Consider the following 18,167-nt stretch of genomic DNA (forward strand, 5'->3'; position numbering starts at 1 on the left):
GTTGTCGGGGATTAACGCCCCTCTTTTCTCACCCGTTCAATATGAATGGCGAGAAACATAATCTCTTCCGTCGTCAACGACCGCTGATAGCTGTTTTGCAGATGCAAACCGACGGTTTCCGCACACTTCCACGCTTTCGCGTAGTTGTCCTTCACCGCGCTATGCAGCTCGGCGTCATCATCTTCCACCACCGTTCGCGTCAGCATCCGCTGGGCAAAAAATTTCAGGTGGGTAACGAAGCGCTGATAGCTTAACGACTCTTCGTTGTACTCCAGACGCAGCTGATATTTCACCAGCTGCAAAATTTCCTGCATCACCCGGGTGACGTGCATCACTTCCGGCATTTCGCTGTTGAGCTGTGCCGTGACCAGATGCAGGGCAATAAACCCGGCTTCATCTTCCGCCAGCGCCACGCCGAGCCGCTTTTCAATCAGCGCTCGCGCCTCTTGCCCCAGCGCAAACTCTTTCGGATAGAGCCGCTTTATGTCCCACAACAGCACATTGCGCAGCGCTACCCCTTTTTTCTGTCGCTCAATGGCGAAATGGCAGTGGTCGGTCAGGGTGATGTAAACGCTCTCCTGCAGCCTGCCGAGCCGCTCGCGCGCCCGTTCGATAATCCGGTCGCAGGTGGTCATCACCTCAAGCGGGATCTGACTGAGTAATTCACCTAAACGCCCTACCAGCTCGTCGCTTTGCAGGGCAAAAATTTTCTCGATTTTCGTCTCATCCAATGAGTCACCGACGCGTTTCTGAAAGGCTAGCCCTCGCCCCATCACAACCTGCTCACGCCGGTGTTCATCCAGAACCACCACCACATTATTATTAAGTACTTTGGCGATTTGCATTTATGAACCCCAGAAACAAAAAAACCTGACATCTGACAGGAGCCAGAAAATCAGGTTTTGCCTGCCGAAGCAGTAACAATCGAGCTGAAGTATTTCATTTTCACTGCCGTCTGCTCAATGGATCAGACGAAAAATTGTGATGCAGATCGGATACTTTATGCCTGCCAGTCGGTAATCGCCCGCGCAATCAGCTTCGACTCCTGCAGCGCGCGCACGGCGCTAAACAGTTCGCTCGCCTCGTCATACTCTTTACGCAGATAGCCAAGCCACTGTTTAATACGCGCCACATGATACAGCCCGGTATCCCCCTGTTTTTCCAGGAGAACATATTTTTTCAGCAACATCACTACCTGCGGCCACGGCAGACGCGGTTCATTATATTTGATAACCCGGCTCAGGTTCGGCACATTCAGCGCACCGCGGCCAATCATCACCGCGTCGCAGCCGGTGACGGCCATACAGGCCTGCGCGCTGTCGTAGTCCCAGATTTCGCCGTTGGCGATAACCGGAATGGAAAGGCGCTGGCGAATCTCAGCAATGGCCTGCCAGTTGATGCGCTCGGCCTTGTAGCCATCCTCTTTGGTGCGCCCGTGAACGGCAAGCTCGGTCGCCCCCGCCTGCTGCACCGCATCCGCAATTTCAAACTGCCGCGCGCCGCTGTCCCAGCCCAGACGTACCTTTACCGTGACCGGCAGATGCGCCGGCACCGCTTCACGCATCGCTTTTGCGCCCTGATAGATAAGCTCAGGGTCTTTCAGCAGCGTTGCCCCACCGCCGCTGCCGTTTACCGTTTTCGACGGGCAGCCGCAGTTAAGGTCTACCCCCCAGGAGCCTAACTCTACCGCGCGAGCGGCGTTCTCTGCCAGCCACTCGGGATATTGCCCTAATAGCTGAATACGCACGCGGGTGCCGGAAGGGGTGCGGCTTTGGTTATGCAATTCCGGACACAATTTGTAGAACGATTTTTCCGGCAATAGCTGATCCACCACGCGCAGAAATTCGGTGATGCACAGATCGTAATCATTCACTTCGGTCAGCAGCTCGCGCACGAGTGAGTCGAGCACGCCTTCCATCGGTGCCAGTAAAACACGCATATCGTTATCCGGAAAAAAAAGAGGCGCTATGGTAACGTCTTAGTATGCCGCTTTCCACTGCCAGTCAACACATTAGGAGGTGAATGATGAATTCAAGGGATATTAAGCTTAAGGCCGTCCAGCCGCCGCTCGGATTCAGCGATGTGCCGCCGGTCACGCTGACCGATGCCACCCTGCTTGAGCGTAAAAATAAGCTGCTCGAACGGATGCAGGAAGAACGCTTCGATGCGCTGGTGATCTACGCCGATAAAGAGCACGGCGGTAATTTTGAGTACCTCACCGGGTTTATTCCGCGCTTTGAAGAGGGGCTGCTGGTGCTGCATAAGTCCGGGCACGCCACCGCCATTCTCGGCAACGAAAATCTGAAGATGGCGGCCCACTCGCGCATTCCGGTGACGCTCAAGCACTGCCCGCTGTTTTCACTTCCCAACCAGCCGATGGACAACGAAAAGCCGCTGGCGCAGCTGTTCAGCGAAACCGGGCTGAGCGCGATGTCCAAGGTCGGGCTAGTGGGCTGGAAGATGTTCACCACCGCCGGAAGCGATAACGCGAAGCTGTTTGACCTGCCGTGGTTTATCGTCGAGGCGATAAAACAAAGCACTCATGCCGATCTGGTTAACGCCGCGCACCTGTTTATTCGCGGTGATAAAGGAGCGAGGACGGTCAATAACGCCAACGAAATTGCCCATTACGAATACGGTGCCAACCTCGCCTCACGCTGCATGCTGGCGGCGCTGGATGCCGTCGAACCTGGCGTTCGTGAAGTGGAGCTGGGCGCGCTGCTCGCCGCCGAGGGGCAAGCGCCGTCGGTGGTCACCATCGCAGCAAGCGGGCAGCGTTTTGAAAAAGCCAACCTCTACCCTTCGTGGAAAAAGGTCGAACGTGGCCAGCCGCTGTCGATGACCACCGGGTTTAAAGGCGGGCTCTCCAGCCGCACCGGGTTTGTGATTGCCGAGGAGAGCGAGTTGCCGGAGAACCAGCGTGATTATCTGGACCGCGTGGTGAAACCCTATTTTGGCGCGGTGGCGACGTGGCTTGAATATATTAAGGTCGGGATGCCGGGCGGTGAGCTTTATGATTTAGTCGAAAGCGTGCTGCCAAAAGCGCAGTATGGCTGGCACCTTAACCCAGGGCATCTGAGCGCGGATGAAGAGTGGATGTCATCGCCGGTTTATTCAGGCTCCATCGAAACGCTGAAAAGCGGCATGGTGATACAGATTGATATTATTCCGTCGGTGCCGGGGTATACGGGAACCAGCGCGGAAGAGAGCATTGCGCTGGCAGATGCGGCGTTACGTCAGCAGATAGCGCAGGAGTATCCAGCGCTGTGGGCGCGCATCGAGGCGCGGCGGGCGTATATTCGTGAGACGTTGAATATTGCGTTGAGCGATGACGTGTTGCCGTTGTCGAACGCTGTGGGGTATTTGCGGCCGTTTATGTTAGCCAAAGATAAGGCGCTGGTGGGTTAGTTTGGGGGATTCCCGGCGGCGCTTCGCTTGGCCGGGCTACAAACTCTGCTCTATTCGGTCCCCTCTCCCCTTTGGGGAGAGGGTGCACATGGTGCCAAACGCTATTATCGCGGTTGCAGGCAGTTATCTTCTTTCCAGCCGTACAGCCACTCGATGCCGCGATAGAACTCTTCCTGGGTTTTGCCTTTCCACAGCAGGTTACGCACCTGACGTTCTACCCCCGCCGCATGATACAGACGGCCCATTTCGCGTGTAGACCAGACAATACGCGCAGTGCGCGGAATACGCACCGATTCGTACAGCGCAAACGCGCTGGCGGCGTCGCCGTCGCACTGGGTCAGCGCTTTGCCGAGCGTTACCGCATCTTCCAGCGCCATGCAGGCGCCCTGCGCCATATACTGCGCGACCGGGTGCGCGGAGTCGCCCACCAGCGTGATGCGATCGTTGCCCCATTTTTCTACCGGCTCGCGGTCGGCGGTGGACCAGCGACGCCAGGAGGTCGGTTTGTCCAGCATCTGGCGAGGACGCGGGTGAATGCCCTTGAAGTACGACATGACCTCTTCTTTACTGCCATCGCGCACGCCCCACTGCTCGGTTTCCCGGCTGTGGAAGGTCACCACCAGGTTGTACTGCTTACCACCACGCAGCGGATAGTGCACCAGGTGACAGTGCGGGCCAGCCCACAACACCGGCGCGTTGATGCGCAGGTCTTCCGGCATATCGTCGCGTTCCACCACCGCGCGATAGACCACGTGGCCGGTCACGCGCGGCGTATCGCCGAGCAGGCTCTGGCGCACCACCGATTTCACGCCGTCGCAGCCAATCAGAATATCTGCCGTCCAACTGTTGCCTTTATCGTCAAACACGGTGACATCGTCGGCGGTCTGACGAATATCCACCACGTGGGTAGAGGTACGGTACTTTACGCCCGGGTGCTGCAACGCCGCTTCCCAGACGGTGGCATGAATATCGACGCGGTGGATAACCGCATACGGGCCGCCGAAGTGGTCACGGAACGCTTGCCCCGTTTCGATGTGAATCACCTCTTCGCCGTTGACCGCATCCATCATGGTGATGTGGTCGGTAAAGACCGCACGCTGACGGGCGACCTCGCCCACGCCGAGGCTGTCGAGCGCGGAAAACGCGTTCGGCCCGAGCTGGATCCCGGCGCCAATCTCGCCAATTTCGTGCGCCTGTTCCAGCAGCATCACCTGGATGCCCTGACGCGCCAGCGACAGCGCGGTGGCCGCGCCACCAATACCGCCGCCGACAATAATTGCACGCGTTACTTTAGCCATGATTCTTCTCCTGTTCTGACTACGCCGGAATCTTGTCCTGCTGGTTTTCAGGGGCCGCGGCGATAAACGCCGGCAGCGCCATGCAGGCGTCAACCACCGCTTTGCAGCGCGGGAAACCGCTCAGATCGCAGCCCATCCGCTCGGCGTTGGCCCACTGCGGCACCAGGCAGCAGTCAGCAAGCGTCGGCGTCTCACCGAAGCAAAACGCCCCTGATTGGCCGCGGCGCAGCAGTTGTTCTACCGCGCTCAGCCCCTGCTGGATCCAGTGTGCATACCAGCGTTTTTTCGCTTCTTCACTCACCTTCAGCTCATCGCTGAGGTAGCGCAATACGCGCATGTTGTTGATGGGGTGGATGTCGCAACAGATGGCGTACACCACCTCCAGCACGCGCATGCGCTGGGGATCATTCGCCGGTAGCAGCGGCGTCTGCGGGAAATGTCTGTCCAGCCAGTCAATAATCGCCAGCGACTGTCCCAGCGATTCACCCTCGTCGGTGATAAGCGCAGGGACCAGCCCCACCGGGTTCAGGCGTCGGTACTCCAGCGCGTTCTGCTGGCCGATGCGGATGTTGACCCCGACGGTCTGGTGGTCAATGCCCTTCAGCGCCATCGCAATACGTACGCGGTAAGAGGCCGAACTATTAAAAAAACTGTACAGCTTCATCATTCACCTCAAACAATGTTGACCGCGATGGGCGTTAACCCTTCCACATTACCGGTGATAGTTTCGCCCTTCACCACCGCGCCAACGCCTTCTGGCGTGCCGGTGAAGATGAGGTCGCCCGGCTGCAGTTCGAAGAAGCCAGACAGGTAGCTGATGGTCTCTTTCACATCCCAGATCAGGTGCTGAATATCGCTGCGCTGGCGGTCTTTGCCGTCAACCTGCAGCCAGATTGGCGCGTTATCAAGGGACGGTTCGTCGGCCTTTTTGTGCAGCGGCGCAATCGGCGCGGAAAGGTCAAAGGCTTTGCCGATTTCCCACGGGCGGCCCATCTGGCGCATCTCCATCTGGCGGTCGCGGCGAGTCATGTCCAGCCCGGTGGCGTAGCCCCAGATATACTCTTCGGCTTTCTCCAGCGGGATATCGCTGCCTTTTTTACCAATGGCGACCACCAGCTCAATTTCATAGTGATAGTTGTCAGTCTGGGCCGGGTAAGCGAGGTTCAGGGTTTCGCCTGCGGCAACGGGAACCACGGCATCCGCCGGTTTGCAGAAGAAGAATGGCGGCTCGCGATCCGGGTCAAAACCCATCTCACGGGCGTGGGCGGCATAGTTACGGCCCACGCAGTACACGCGGCGTACCGGGAATTTCTCATCGCTGCCAACAACCGGTACGGCAACCGGTGCCTGGGGTTCGAATACGTATTTGCTCATCTTTCTTCTCCTGATTAATAGCGCGCTTCGCGGAACAGGCCCAGGGTTTCCTGGACGGGTCTATCCGAGAAACTGAATAGCACGGTCTCTTCTGGCGTGTTAAAGGACACGCTGTGCCAGGTCGGCACGACAAAAATATCTTTCGCTTTAAAGCTGAAGGTCTGCTCGCCGATGGTCACCTCACCGCTGCCTTCCACCACGTGGTAGATGGTGCTGTCGGTGGTGCTCGCCTGACGCGTCTGGAAGCCTTTCGGCAACAGCTGCAGGAACGCCCCCATTGACGGCATTGGGTAACCGCCGGTCACCGGGTTGACGTAGCGCATCTTGTAGCCATCCCACTCGTCGGCATCGCCCATGCGCATCAGGTCATGCAGCGCTTCACGGCTGCGGTCATAGCGGTAGTTGAAAATCGGCGATGAGTTACCCACCTGATGGCGCAGTGGCAGCATGTTGGCGGCGTAGCGCGGCAGGTAGTCGCCCTCTTTACGGGTGACCGGCTGCTGCTCTTGCGGGTAATCTTCGGCGAAGCCGCAGCCGAGGTAGTTCACCAGCGGCAGGTCGAGGCCATCAAGCCAGATAACCGGTTCGTCGCCCGGGTTACCGTGGTCGTGCCAGCGCCACTGCGGGGTGAGGATAAAGTCACCGGGGCTCATCTGGGTACGTTCGCCGTCAACGGCGGTAAACGCACCGTGGCCTTCCACCACAAAGCGCAGCGCCGACTGGTTATGGCGATGGCTTGGTGCCACCTCGCCCGGCATGATCAGCTGCAGGCCCGCGTACAGCGACGAAGTAATCGATGAGTGGCCGCGCAGGCCGGGGTTTTCCAGCACCAGCACGCGGCGTACCGCCTCTTTCGCGCCAATCAGCGTGCCGCTTTCCAGCAGCAGCGGGCGAATTTCCTGGTAGTTCCAGTAGGCCGGGGCGCAGTTGGCGTTCGGCGTTTTTGGCACCAGGTGATGCAACGATTCCCACAACGGCGTCAGGTTTTGCCCGGAAATATGCTGGTAGAACTGTTGGCGATCGTGTTTTACGTCCGAGGTCATTATTATTCTCCTTAACTTTTCACCGCGCCCATCACAGGCGGCGATTCGGGTACTCGGGAAGATTGGCGTACCACCAGCGTCAGGAGCGTTAGCACTACAGCGCTAATGGCGGCCGGTACGGCAATCACAAAGAACAGGGTGTCGAATGAGAAGTTCATCGCCATCATCACGCCGCCGGAAACGGAGCCGACAATCGCGCCACAGCGGCCGATAGCGTTTGACCAGCTCACGCCGGTGGCGCGGCTCTGGGTCGGGTAAAGCGTGGCGGTCAGGGCGTTCAGCCCAACCTGCGAGCCGCTGATGCCGATGCCGGTGCCGAAAATCGCCAGCGCCATCATCCACAGGCCGTTTTCACTCAGGCCAATCATCACAATGCACGCCGCGCCCAGCGCATAGCTCACCGCCAGCACCCAGAACGGGTTGAATTTATCCATTAACACGCCGAGCATCAGCGCGCCTAACGTACCGCCCACCTGGAATGCTGCCGTCACCCACGAAGCGTGCTGGAGATCGATACCGCGATGGTTCAATAGCGTCGGCATCCAGCTAGAGAGTAAATAGATGATCAGCAGGCTCATAAAGAACACCACCCATAGCATCAGGGTAATGGTGAGCTGACGCCCGCTGAACAGCTGGCTGATGCTGCCTTTTTTGGTCGCCGCCGGTTCATCGAGCCAGAACTCGGCGTCGTCATAGCGCTCGCCGGTCATGGCGCTAACGGTGCGGCGAATTTCCGCCTGCGGACGCTGACGACGCACCAGCCAGCGTGGGGATTCCGGCAAAACGGCCAGCAACGCGAAGAACAGCACGATAGGCAGTACGCCGCCCAGCACCAGAATGCCGTGCCAGCCAATCACCGGCACCAGTTGCGCGCTGACGATCCCGCCCAGCGCCGAGCCGAGGGTAAAGCCGCAGAACATCAAAGTAACCAGCGCGCCGCGACGGCGGGCCGGCAGGTATTCGGAGGTCATGGTGATGGTATTGGGCATCGCGCCGCCAAGGCCGAGGCCGGTTAAGAAGCGCAGGATGATCAACGCTTCCAGATTTGGCGAGAACGCCGAGAGCAGGCTGAAAAGGCCGAACAGCGCCACGCACCACTCAATAACGCGTTTGCGCCCGAGTCGGTCAGAGAGCGGGCCGCACAGCAGGGCGCCTGCGGTTAAACCCAGCAGACCTGCGCCAAACAACGGCGCCAAATCGCCTGCGGTTAACTGCCAGTGGTCACGAATGGCCGGGGCGATAAAGCCAATCGCCGCGGTATCAAAACCGTCCATCATCACCACCAGGAAACAGCAGATGATGACGCGCCACTGCATCTTGCCGATCGGAGCGACATCGATGAGTGCCTGTAGTTCACGTCGTTGCGTCATAGGGAGGGCCTCGGTATATGCAGGTTATCCACGTATCCGTTCACGCTTTCGCCAGAACGGCTTAGGGTAAGATGTTTATTTTTTTGCTTTTATGTTGCTATCTTGTGATATGTGAAATGAGTTGTACAATGGCATTTCATGCCTATCCATAACCTGGAGGTTATATCTAATGGCCGATTGGACGCAGAAGCTAAAGCTCCACCATCTGAAAATGCTGGTGGCACTTGGCGAGCAGGGAAACCTGACTCAGGTCGCAAAGATGATGCACATCACCCAGCCCGCGCTGTCGAAATGGTTAACCCAGTTTGAAGAGGAGGTGGGGATTACGCTTTTTGAGCGCCATAGCAAAGGGCTCCGCGTGTCCGAAGGCGGCAAGCTACTGCTTCAGCACGCCCAGCGGCTGATTAACGACATTGAACGCTCGCAGTTTGAGATGGAGCGTTTTAAGCAGGGCGGCCTCGTGGGCAGCCTAAAAATTGGCTGCTCGCCGGTGGCGACCGACTGCGTCTCTCAGGCCATTTTCCCGCTGCTGGCTGAAATGCCAACGCTGCACCTGAATATAGAAGAGAAGGTGATGACGCCACTGTTGCAGGATTTGCAGTCCGGCGTGGTGGACGTGGTGGTGGGCCGCATCGGCGGCCGGGCGCTGGAGTTGCCGCTGAACTATGAGGTGCTCTACACCGAGCCGGTCTGCTTCGTGGCGCGAACCGACCACCCCCTCGCCCATCGCAACCGCCTGTCGTGGGAGGATCTGTCATCGTGGCGCTGGATAGTCTGGCCTAACGGCACGCCCATTCGTCAAAGCATCGACAACGCGCTGGTAGAAAACGGCGTCATGCTGCCGGAAAACACCATTGAGTCGGCCTCGATGAACGTCAGCGTTAACCTGCTGCAAAGCAGCGATATGATCTCGATTCTGTCGCTGCGGCTGGCGGAGCGATACCAGAGCCAGGGCCAGCTCGCCATTCTGGCGCTGCCGCGCGTCGAGCAAAAAGGCAGCGTCGGCGTTTTCTGGCGCAAATCGAGCATTCCAACCCTGGCGCTAAGTCGGTTTCTCTATTATTTGTCGCATCCGGTACAAATAGAGGGATAACTCAGGACAGATGCCCGATGTTCGTCTTATCTATATCAGGTATGCTCAGATTTCATGATGTGATCGGTAGCACATTTCAGGCTTTAATTGTATGATGAATGCATTCCACCAAAGGTGAATCCCATGCTCAAATCGCTGAATTTAATCTGGCAATACCTGCGTGCATTCGTGCTGATTTACGCCTGTCTGTATGCCGGTATTTTTATTTCGTCGCTGCTGCCGATTACCATTCCCGGCAGCATTATCGGCATGCTTATTATGTTTGTGCTGCTGGCGCTGCAAATCCTGCCCGCGAAGTGGGTCAACCCCGGCTGCTACATCCTTATCCGTTATATGGCGCTGCTGTTCGTGCCGATTGGCGTCGGCGTGATGCAGTACTTCTCGCTGCTGAGCGCACAGTTTGGCCCGGTGGTCGTCTCCTGCACCATCAGTACGCTGGTGGTGCTGGTGGTGGTGAGCTGGAGCTCTCATCTGGTACACGGTGAGCGTAAAGTAGTTGGTCGTGAGGGAGCGGATAAATAATGCTGCACTATATCTGGTGGTCTTTGCCGCTGACTTTAGTTGTCTTTTTCGCCGCCCGTTGGCTTGGCGCGCGCTTTAAAATGCCGCTGCTTAATCCGCTGCTGGTGTCGATGGTGGTGATTATTCCGTTCCTGCTGCTGACCGATATTCCGTACGATCACTACTTTAAAGGCAGCGAAGTGCTGAACGACCTGCTGCAGCCTGCGGTGGTCGCCCTGGCCTACCCGCTGTATGAACAGCTGCACCAGATCCGTGCGCGCTGGAAATCCATCATCACTATCTGCTTTGTCGGTAGCGCGGTGGCGATGATCACCGGAACATCGGTGGCGCTGATGATGGGTGCATCACCACAAATCGCCGCTTCTATTATGCCGAAATCGGTGACCACGCCGATTGCGATGGCAGTGAGCGGCAGCATCGGCGGTATTCCGGCGATTAGCGCCGTGTGCGTCATTTATGTTGGTATTCTCGGTGCGGTGTTTGGTCATACCCTGCTGAACCTGATGCGGATTACCACCAAAGCCTCGCGCGGGCTATCGATGGGGACCGCCTCACACGCCCTGGGCACTGCACGCTGCGCTGAGATGGATTATCAGGAAGGGGCGTTTAGTTCGCTGGCGTTGGTTATCTGCGGCATCATTACCTCGCTGATTGCGCCGTTCCTGTTCCCGATTATTCTGTCGGTAGTGGGATAAAACGAGACAAATCACACATTTTTAATTGATGTTACACACGTTGCATTAACAATGAGATGTTGATCACTAATCGGGGCGCTTACGCCCCGTACACTACGATCCCATTACATTGTTATGAGGCACAACGCCATGCATCCACGTTTTCAATCTGCTTTTTCGCAACTGGCGGCAGATCTGCAGACCGCTATCGCTCCCCTGCTAGCCGATCCGCACTTCCCTGCTCTGCTGAGCGCCGAGCAGGTCTCTTCGCTTAAAACGGCGACGGGGCTGGACGAAGACGCGCTCGCTTTTGCGCTCCTGCCGCTGGCGGCAGCCTGCGCCCGTGCTGACCTGTCTCACTTTAACGTCGGCGCTATCGCCCGCGGCGTGAGCGGCACCTGGTACTTTGGCGGCAACATGGAATTCCTCGGCGCTACTATGCAGCAGACCGTGCACGCGGAGCAGAGCGCCATCAGCCATGCCTGGCTGCGCGGCGAAAAATCCCTGCAGGCCATTACCGTTAACTACACGCCGTGCGGCCACTGCCGTCAGTTTATGAATGAACTGAACAGCGGGCTGGCGCTGCGTATCAACCTGCCGGGCCGTCAGCCGCATACGCTGCAGGACTACCTGCCGGACGCGTTCGGGCCAAAAGATCTCGATATCAAAACCCTGCTGATGGACGAGCAGGATCACGGTTATCCGCTCGAGGGCGATGCGCTGGCACAGGCCGCGATTCAGGCCGCTAACCATAGCCACACCCCGTACAGTAAAGCGCCTTCCGGCGTGGCGCTGGAACTGCGTGACGGTACTATTTTCAGCGGCAGCTATGCGGAAAACGCAGCGTTCAACCCAACGCTGCCACCGCTGCAGGGTGCCCTGAACCTGCTGAGCCTGAACGGTTACGACTACCCGGATATTCAGCGCGCTATTCTGGCCGAACGCGCCGATGCGCCGCTGATTCAGTGGGATGCCACCGCCGCCACGCTGAAAGCGCTGGGCTGCCACAATATCGATCGCGTACTGCTTGCCTAATCTGTAGGTCTGATAAGCGCAGCGCCATCAGGCAGTTCGGCGCACGATGCCGGATGGCGGCGCTGCCTTATCCGGCCTACAAATGACAACGCACCGGTTAATTTCCCCGCAATTAAACGATGGTTTCTTGCTCTTGCCCGGCGGGTAAAGTAGCCTGATGTCTCCCTCGTCCACTATTGAGTCAAGTTCATGTTAAAGCGTGTGTTATACAGCCTGTTAGTCCTCTGCGGCCTGCTGCTGTTGACCGTGCTGGGTCTTGACCGTTGGATGAGCTGGAAAACCGCCCCCTATATCTACGATGAACTGCAGGATCTCCCCTACCGCCAGGTTGGCGTGGTGCTCGGCACCGCCAAGTATTATCGCACCGGCGTGATCAACCAGTACTATCGTTACCGCATTCAGGGCGCGCTGAACGCCTACAACAGCGGCAAGGTTAACTACCTGCTGCTGAGCGGCGATAACGCGCTGCAAAGCTATAACGAACCGATGACCATGCGTCGCGATCTGATCAAAGCCGGCGTCGAGCCTGCCGACATCGTGCTCGACTACGCCGGTTTCCGCACGCTCGACTCCATCGTGCGCACCCGCAAAGTGTTCGACACCAACGATTTCATCATCATCACCCAGCGTTTCCACTGCGAGCGAGCGTTGTTTATCGCCCTGCATATGGGCATTCAGGCGCAGTGCTACGCCGTGCCGTCGCCGAAAGATATGTGGAGCGTTCGCCTGCGCGAGTTCGGCGCCCGCTTCGGCGCGCTGGCCGATCTTTACCTCTTCAAGCGCGAGCCGCGTTTCTTAGGCCCGCTGATCCCAATTCCTGCCCAGCAGGAAGTACCGGAAGGCGCACAAGGGTATCCGGCGGTGACGCCAGAGCAGCTGCTGGAGTTGCAGAAGAAGAAAGCAAACTAGGCCATTCTGAATGCCATCATTCTTGTCATTAAATTAGCTAATGGGTTCCCATTCACTAATAATTCCTATTTGCATCTTATGTATTCTTGCGATCCCCAATAAGCCACACCAATCATCAGGTTATTTGTGAATACTTTCACAGACCCCTCCCCCTCATCCGCTTAGCCTGCCAGTAGTTGTTTCACTTTATTTGCCTTAATTAAACTAATCATTAAGGGAGCAATTATGTCGCAACACGAATACCAGGATGAGCTGATTCCCGCCTTTACGCCGCTATTGGCGATCAAAGAAGCCTCCCGCTGCCTGCTGTGCCACGATGCGCCGTGCAGCCAGTCCTGCCCGGCGGAGACCGACCCAGGCAAGTTCATTCGCTCACTCTATTTTCGCAACTTTAAAGGCGCTGCCGAAACCATTCGAGAAAATAATGCGTTAGGGGCGGTGTGTGCACGCGTCTGTCCAACGGAAAAGCTGTGCCAACAGGGCTGTTCCCGCTCGGGAATCGATACGCCGATTGATATCGGCCGCCTGCAGCGTTTTGTCACCGACTTTGAGCAGCAAACGGCGATGCAGATTTACCAACCGGGCCGCAAGGATAAGGGCAAAGTGGCGATTGTTGGCGCGGGCCCTGCCGGATTACAGGCTAGCGTTACGCTCACCAATCTGGGCTATGACGTTACTCTATTCGAAAAAGCGGCCCAGCCGGGCGGCTGGCTGCGTCACGGTATTCCTGAATTCCGCCTGCCGCAAAAGGTGCTGGATGCTGAGATTGCGCGCATCAGCGAAATGGGCGTGACGATCCGCTGCGGCTGTGAAGTCGGCAAAAACCTGACCCTCGCCGAGCTAAAAGCCGACTACCGCGCCGTACTGCTGACGGTTGGTATGTCCAAAGGCGCGACGCTGCCGCTGTTTAACAACGACAGCGCGGTCGAGATTGCCGTCGACTTTCTCCAGCGCGCCCGTACCTCGGGCGGCAACATCAGCGTACCGCAAAGCGCCCTGATTATCGGCGGCGGCGACGTGGCGATGGACGTGGCCAGCACGCTGAAAATTCTCGGCTGCCCATCCGTTACCTGCGTCGCGCGCGAAGAGCTGGCCGAATTCCCGGCAAGCGATAAAGAGTTCACCACCACTCAGGCACTGGGCGTGTCGATTATTGATGGCTTTACGCCTGTCAGCGTGACGGGCAATAAAGTCACCTTCCAGCACGTCCGCCTGCCCGGCGAGTTAACGCTGACGGCGGAGCGTATTTACCTGGCGGTAGGCCAACACGCTGAGCTAAATGCCTTTGCGGGCATTCAGGTACAGCGCAACGTTGTGGAAACGCACGACTACCAGACCAGTGACCCTGCGCTATTCGCCGCGGGCGATATCGTCAAGGGAGATAAAACCGTGGTCTACGCCGTGAAGACCGGGAAAGAAGCCGCACAGGCCATTCATCACTATTTAGAGGAGGCATGAACATGTTAACCAAAGATCTGTCGGTCACCTTCTGCGGCGTCAAATTCCCTAACCCGTTCTGCCTCTCGTCCTCACCGGTGGGCAACTGCTACGACATGTGTGCCAAGGCCTATGACAGCGGCTGGGGCGGTATCGTGTTCAAAACCATCGGCTTCTTTATTGCCAATGAAGTCTCTCCACGCTTCGATCATCTGACCAAAGAAGACACCGGGTTTATCGGCTTTAAGAACATGGAGCAGATTGCCGAGCACCCGCTGGCGGAAAACCTGGCGGCGATCCGTCAATTGAAGCAGGATTATCCCGATAAGGTGCTGATCGCCTCGATCATGGGCGAAAATGAGCAACAGTGGCAGGATCTGGCGAAGCTCGTTGAGGAAGCCGGGGCCGACATGATTGAGTGCAACTTCTCCTGCCCGCAGATGACCTCTCACGCGATGGGCAGCGACGTCGGGCAAAGTCCGGAGCTGGTAGAGAAATACTGCCGGGCGGTGAAGCGCGGCTCCTCTCTGCCAATGCTGGCAAAAATGACGCCGAACATCGGCGATATGTGCGAAGTGGCGCTGGCGGCCAAACGCGGCGGCGCCGACGCTATTGCGACCATCAACACCGTGAAATCTATTACCAATATCGACCTCAACCGTAAAATCGGCATGCCGGTGGTCAACGGCAAATCCAGCGTCTCCGGGTATTCTGGTAAAGCGGTGAAGCCGATTGCACTGCGCTTCATTCAGCAACTGCGCACGCACCCCGAGCTGAAGGATTTCCCCATCAGCGGGATCGGCGGGATTGAAACCTGGGAAGACGCCGCCGAGTTTTTATTGCTGGGCGCGGCGACGCTGCAGGTCACGACCGGCATCATGCAGTACGGCTACCGTATCGTTGAAGATATGATAAGCGGCCTCTCCCACTACCTTAACGATCAGGGCTTCAATTCGCTTGATGAGATGATTGGGCTGGCCAATCACAACATCGTGCCGGCCGAAGACCTCGACCGCAGCTACATCGTCTATCCGCATATTAATCAGGAAAAATGTGTCGGCTGCGGCCGCTGCTATATCTCCTGCTACGACGGCGGGCATCAGGCGATGGAGTGGAATGAAGAGACCCGCACGCCGCACTGCGATACCGAAAAATGCGTCGGCTGTCTGCTCTGCGGACACGTCTGTCCAGTGGCCTGCATTAGCCTTGGGGAGATAGCCTTTAAACCGGGTGAAAAAGCGCACGCCGTAGCGCTTTAACACCTCTCAAAGTTGAGCAAGTAGCCCGGAAGAGGTGCGCAGCACCGACTTCGGGGTTGTTCGGTGGTAAACCCCGGCGGCGCTGCGCTTGGCCGGGCTACAACGTAAAAGCCCGGCATTTCGCCGGGCTTCTTTTTATTTCTTATTATTTCTTATTATTTCTTACGCGCGTATTTCAGGGAGTCCAGCGCCACGGCGAAGATAATAATCCCGCCCTTGATGATGTACTGCCAGTACGGGTTCACGCCGATATAGGTCAGGCCGTAGTTGATTACGGTGAAGATAATCACACCGGTCACCACGCCCAGTACGGTACCTACGCCGCCGCTGAATGACACCCCGCCGACCACGCAGGCGGCAATCGCATCCAGTTCATACATAAAGCCGAGGTTGTTGGTAGCCGAGCCGATACGCCCTGCTTCCAGCATCCCGCCGAAGGCATAGAACACGCCGGACAGCGCATAAATCACCAGCAGGTTCAGCGCCACGTTCACGCCGGAAACCTTCGCCGCTTCCGGGTTACCACCGATAGCGAAGATGTTTTTACCAAAGCGGGTCTTATTCCACAGGATCCAGACAAAGCCAACGGCAATCAGCGCGTAGAAGGTAATGTACGACAGGCGGAAACTGCCCAGCGCGATAAACCCTTGCGTGAACGTCGAGAAGCCGCTATCAAAGCCGGAAATCGGCGATGCGCCCACGAAGTCGTAGTACAGGGAGTTGACACCGTAGACGATGATCATCGTGCCCAGCGTGGTGATAAACGGCGTCACGTTCAGGTAAGCGATGATAATCCCGTTAATCAGGCCAATCACCGCGCCAATAGCGCAGACGATAATCATTACCACGAAGATTGGCATGGTTGCCATCTCAGGGAATACCTTGTTGGCGTTCTCCATCGACTGCAACAGCGTCGCCGCAATCACCGCCGCGAGGCCAACCTGGCGACCTGCCGACAGGTCAGTGCCCTGGGTAACAATCAGGCCAGCAACGCCGAGGGCGATAATAATACGCACAGAAGACTGAGTCAGGATATTACTAAGGTTCAACAAACTTAAGAAAGTCGGGTCCTGGATAATAATAATAGCCAGCAGAACCAAAAGAACAACGTAAATACCGCCATCTTTCAGATAAGTGAGAAAGCTTTTTTTATTTAACGCACTCATGTCGAGCCCCTGAAATTAAAGGTGCAATGACGCAAGACGGAGAATTTCGTTTTGCGTTGCGGTTTTCGTTTCTACAATTCCGGCAACCAGGCCATTACTCATGACAAGGATGCGGTCAGTAATACCCAGCAGCTCTGGCATTTCTGAAGAAATAATAATGATCCCTTTATCTTTCTTCGCCAGTTCGGCGATTAATTGATAAATTTCAAATTTCGCACCAACGTCGATACCGCGGGTCGGTTCATCCAGCATCAGGATTTCAGGCTGGGTTAGCAGCCAGCGTCCAATAATCACTTTCTGCTGGTTACCACCGGATAACGAACCAATTTGCGTGTGGTGCCCCGGCGTTTTCACACGCATAGAGTCGATAACCCATTGGGTGTCGCTCTTCATGCGGGAGTTATCCAGCAGGCCCACTTTGTTTTTATAGCTCTTGATATTCGAAATTAACGAGTTAAATCCAATATCAAGGTAGGCGTAAATACCGGTTGAGCGGCGTTCTTCGGTGACCAGCGCAAAACCGTTATTAATCGCTTCGTTGGCGCTATGGTTGTTGATTTTCTTACCGTGCAGGGTAATGGTGCCGCCCGACTTTTCGCGCACGCCAAACAGCGTTTCCACGATATCGGTACGCTTAGCGCCCACCAGCCCGGCGATGCCGAGGATCTCCCCTTTGCGCAGCTGGAACGACACGTCGCGAATCGACGGCTGACGCAGGGACGTCAGGTGCTGCACGTCGAGGATAACTTCGCCCGGCTCGTTCTGGCGGTCCGGGAAACGCTGGTTGAGCGAACGGCCCACCATCATGGCGATGATCTTGTCCATATCCAGCCCTTCCAGCGGCTGGGTAGCAATCCACTGCCCGTCGCGCAGAACGGTGATTTCATCACACAGCTGGAAGATTTCTTCCATCTTGTGCGAGATATAGACGATGCCGCAGCCACGGTCTTTCAGCTTACGGATAATGGTAAACAGGTGGTTTACCTCTTTTTCCGTCAGCGATGACGTTGGCTCATCCATAATCACAATTTTCGCGTTATAGGAGAAGGCCTTAGCAATTTCAATCATCTGCATCTGCGAAACGGAGAGCGTACCGACGCGCGCACGCGGGTCGATATCAATATCCAGCTCATCAAAGATGGCTTTGGTATCGCGATACATTTTATCCTGGTCGACAAACATGCCTTTGGTTGGGTAACGACCTAACCACATGTTGTCCATGACCGAGCGTTGTAATACCAGGTTAAGTTCCTGGTGGACCATCGAAATACCATTCTCCAATGCTTCTTTAGCAGAATGGAAATCAATCTCTTTGCCCTGGAAGAGAATACTGCCGGAATCTTTTTGGTAGATCCCAAATAGACATTTTAATAACGTTGATTTGCCCGCACCGTTCTCGCCCATTAATGCATGGATCGAGTGCGGACGAACTTTCAGGTTAACATTATCGAGTGCTTTTACGCCCGGAAATGACTTGTTGATCTGGCTCATTTCCAACAAGAATTCACCAGACGGCTCTCTATTATTGTTGTCCATATATATACCTGGCTGCGATATTTCTGCGTCAGTATTTATAGGG

17 protein-coding genes are annotated in these 18,167 nt (G+C 56.5%); 8 read left to right on the forward strand and 9 right to left on the reverse strand.

Annotated features, from left to right (window positions below):
* Positions 1 to 11: 11 nt before the first annotated feature.
* Positions 12 to 845, reverse strand: coding sequence for a transcriptional antiterminator BglG (bglG, locus tag ACLGE8_RS07845; protein WP_410997701.1), 834 nt, complete (start codon positions 843 to 845; stop codon positions 12 to 14).
* Between the two features lie 155 nt (positions 846 to 1,000).
* Positions 1,001 to 1,939: a tRNA dihydrouridine(16) synthase DusC gene (dusC, locus tag ACLGE8_RS07850; RefSeq protein ID WP_410997702.1), complete on the reverse strand. Its 939-nt coding sequence runs from the start codon at positions 1,937 to 1,939 to the stop codon at positions 1,001 to 1,003.
* A gap of 86 nt (positions 1,940 to 2,025) precedes the next feature.
* On the opposite strand from dusC, the gene ACLGE8_RS07855 reads away from it, so the two are divergent.
* The gene (locus ACLGE8_RS07855) at positions 2,026 to 3,408 is read left to right on the forward strand and encodes a M24 family metallopeptidase (RefSeq protein WP_410997860.1); all 1,383 of its coding nucleotides are present in this window, start codon (positions 2,026 to 2,028) and stop codon (positions 3,406 to 3,408) included.
* A 104-nt stretch (positions 3,409 to 3,512) separates the two neighbouring features.
* Here the strand turns inward: ACLGE8_RS07855 and ACLGE8_RS07860 are convergent, their stop codons facing one another.
* From ACLGE8_RS07860 to ACLGE8_RS07880, 5 genes are read right to left on the reverse strand one after another with little or no spacing between them, the layout of a single operon-like run.
* The gene (locus ACLGE8_RS07860; protein WP_035893422.1) at positions 3,513 to 4,706 is read right to left on the reverse strand and encodes a 3-hydroxybenzoate 6-monooxygenase; all 1,194 of its coding nucleotides are present in this window, start codon (positions 4,704 to 4,706) and stop codon (positions 3,513 to 3,515) included.
* A 19-nt stretch (positions 4,707 to 4,725) separates the two neighbouring features.
* Positions 4,726 to 5,370, reverse strand: coding sequence for a maleylacetoacetate isomerase (gene maiA, locus ACLGE8_RS07865; RefSeq protein ID WP_410997862.1), 645 nt, complete (start codon positions 5,368 to 5,370; stop codon positions 4,726 to 4,728).
* An 8-nt stretch (positions 5,371 to 5,378) separates the two neighbouring features.
* The gene (locus ACLGE8_RS07870) at positions 5,379 to 6,080 is read right to left on the reverse strand and encodes a fumarylacetoacetate hydrolase family protein (protein ID WP_410997703.1); all 702 of its coding nucleotides are present in this window, start codon (positions 6,078 to 6,080) and stop codon (positions 5,379 to 5,381) included.
* Positions 6,081 to 6,094: 14 nt separating this feature from the next.
* Positions 6,095 to 7,123 carry a gentisate 1,2-dioxygenase gene (gtdA, locus tag ACLGE8_RS07875; RefSeq protein WP_410997704.1) on the reverse strand — a complete coding sequence of 343 codons (1,029 nt, stop codon included), beginning with the start codon at positions 7,121 to 7,123 and terminating at the stop codon, positions 6,095 to 6,097.
* Positions 7,124 to 7,134: 11 nt separating this feature from the next.
* Complete coding sequence (locus ACLGE8_RS07880) at positions 7,135 to 8,493, reverse strand: MFS transporter (RefSeq protein ID WP_410997705.1); 1,359 nt, start codon at positions 8,491 to 8,493, stop codon at positions 7,135 to 7,137.
* Positions 8,494 to 8,662: 169 nt separating this feature from the next.
* Between ACLGE8_RS07880 and ACLGE8_RS07885 the strand changes: the two genes are divergently transcribed.
* The 7 genes from ACLGE8_RS07885 (at position 8,663) to preA (ending at position 15,422) form a co-directional block, all read left to right on the forward strand.
* Positions 8,663 to 9,586: a LysR substrate-binding domain-containing protein gene (locus ACLGE8_RS07885; protein WP_410997707.1), complete on the forward strand. Its 924-nt coding sequence runs from the start codon at positions 8,663 to 8,665 to the stop codon at positions 9,584 to 9,586.
* A gap of 123 nt (positions 9,587 to 9,709) precedes the next feature.
* On the forward strand, positions 9,710 to 10,108 hold the full coding sequence (locus tag ACLGE8_RS07890) for a CidA/LrgA family protein (RefSeq protein WP_333497740.1): 399 nt from the start codon (positions 9,710 to 9,712) through the stop codon (positions 10,106 to 10,108).
* Positions 10,108 to 10,803 carry a CidB/LrgB family autolysis modulator gene (locus ACLGE8_RS07895; RefSeq protein WP_410997709.1) on the forward strand — a complete coding sequence of 232 codons (696 nt, stop codon included), beginning with the start codon at positions 10,108 to 10,110 and terminating at the stop codon, positions 10,801 to 10,803. The genes ACLGE8_RS07890 and ACLGE8_RS07895 overlap by 1 nt, the downstream gene beginning before the upstream one ends.
* Before the next feature lie 129 nt (positions 10,804 to 10,932).
* On the forward strand, positions 10,933 to 11,817 hold the full coding sequence (gene cdd, locus ACLGE8_RS07900) for a cytidine deaminase (protein WP_333494517.1): 885 nt from the start codon (positions 10,933 to 10,935) through the stop codon (positions 11,815 to 11,817).
* Positions 11,818 to 12,006: 189 nt separating this feature from the next.
* A complete protein-coding gene (gene sanA, locus ACLGE8_RS07905; protein WP_410997711.1) occupies positions 12,007 to 12,726 on the forward strand; it encodes an outer membrane permeability protein SanA in 720 nt (239 codons plus the stop codon).
* A gap of 225 nt (positions 12,727 to 12,951) precedes the next feature.
* A complete protein-coding gene (locus ACLGE8_RS07910) occupies positions 12,952 to 14,184 on the forward strand; it encodes an NAD(P)-dependent oxidoreductase (protein WP_410997713.1) in 1,233 nt (410 codons plus the stop codon).
* Between the two features lie 2 nt (positions 14,185 to 14,186).
* Entirely contained in the window at positions 14,187 to 15,422 is a 1,236-nt protein-coding gene (gene preA / locus ACLGE8_RS07915; RefSeq protein WP_410997715.1) for an NAD-dependent dihydropyrimidine dehydrogenase subunit PreA, read from the forward strand.
* Between the two features lie 155 nt (positions 15,423 to 15,577).
* Here the strand turns inward: preA and mglC are convergent, their stop codons facing one another.
* Positions 15,578 to 16,588 carry a galactose/methyl galactoside ABC transporter permease MglC gene (gene mglC, locus ACLGE8_RS07920; protein ID WP_410997717.1) on the reverse strand — a complete coding sequence of 337 codons (1,011 nt, stop codon included), beginning with the start codon at positions 16,586 to 16,588 and terminating at the stop codon, positions 15,578 to 15,580.
* A 15-nt stretch (positions 16,589 to 16,603) separates the two neighbouring features.
* Positions 16,604 to 18,124 (reverse strand): galactose/methyl galactoside ABC transporter ATP-binding protein MglA, encoded by a 1,521-nt coding sequence (gene mglA, locus ACLGE8_RS07925; RefSeq protein ID WP_185666911.1) that lies wholly within the window; start codon positions 18,122 to 18,124, stop codon positions 16,604 to 16,606.
* Positions 18,125 to 18,167: the final 43 nt, after the last annotated feature.

It is taken from the genome of Kluyvera sp. 142486 (genome assembly GCF_046569695.1).
Taxonomy (GTDB): domain Bacteria; phylum Pseudomonadota; class Gammaproteobacteria; order Enterobacterales; family Enterobacteriaceae; genus Kluyvera.

Coding starts and splice junctions, on each gene's coding strand:
- maiA (WP_410997862.1), bottom strand. CDS start 5,370: ATGAAGCTGTACAGTTTTTTTAATAGTTCGGCCTCTTACCGCGTACGT.
- dusC (WP_410997702.1), bottom strand. CDS start 1,939: ATGCGTGTTTTACTGGCACCGATGGAAGGCGTGCTCGACTCACTCGTG.
- cdd (WP_333494517.1), top strand. CDS start 10,933: ATGCATCCACGTTTTCAATCTGCTTTTTCGCAACTGGCGGCAGATCTG.
- ACLGE8_RS07885 (WP_410997707.1), top strand. CDS start 8,663: ATGGCCGATTGGACGCAGAAGCTAAAGCTCCACCATCTGAAAATGCTG.
- ACLGE8_RS07890 (WP_333497740.1), top strand. CDS start 9,710: ATGCTCAAATCGCTGAATTTAATCTGGCAATACCTGCGTGCATTCGTG.
- bglG (WP_410997701.1), bottom strand. CDS start 845: ATGCAAATCGCCAAAGTACTTAATAATAATGTGGTGGTGGTTCTGGAT.
- ACLGE8_RS07855 (WP_410997860.1), top strand. CDS start 2,026: ATGAATTCAAGGGATATTAAGCTTAAGGCCGTCCAGCCGCCGCTCGGA.
- ACLGE8_RS07910 (WP_410997713.1), top strand. CDS start 12,952: ATGTCGCAACACGAATACCAGGATGAGCTGATTCCCGCCTTTACGCCG.
- ACLGE8_RS07880 (WP_410997705.1), bottom strand. CDS start 8,493: ATGACGCAACGACGTGAACTACAGGCACTCATCGATGTCGCTCCGATC.
- mglA (WP_185666911.1), bottom strand. CDS start 18,124: ATGGACAACAATAATAGAGAGCCGTCTGGTGAATTCTTGTTGGAAATG.
- ACLGE8_RS07895 (WP_410997709.1), top strand. CDS start 10,108: ATGCTGCACTATATCTGGTGGTCTTTGCCGCTGACTTTAGTTGTCTTT.
- ACLGE8_RS07870 (WP_410997703.1), bottom strand. CDS start 6,080: ATGAGCAAATACGTATTCGAACCCCAGGCACCGGTTGCCGTACCGGTT.
- ACLGE8_RS07860 (WP_035893422.1), bottom strand. CDS start 4,706: ATGGCTAAAGTAACGCGTGCAATTATTGTCGGCGGCGGTATTGGTGGC.
- preA (WP_410997715.1), top strand. CDS start 14,187: ATGTTAACCAAAGATCTGTCGGTCACCTTCTGCGGCGTCAAATTCCCT.
- gtdA (WP_410997704.1), bottom strand. CDS start 7,123: ATGACCTCGGACGTAAAACACGATCGCCAACAGTTCTACCAGCATATT.
- mglC (WP_410997717.1), bottom strand. CDS start 16,588: ATGAGTGCGTTAAATAAAAAAAGCTTTCTCACTTATCTGAAAGATGGC.
- sanA (WP_410997711.1), top strand. CDS start 12,007: ATGTTAAAGCGTGTGTTATACAGCCTGTTAGTCCTCTGCGGCCTGCTG.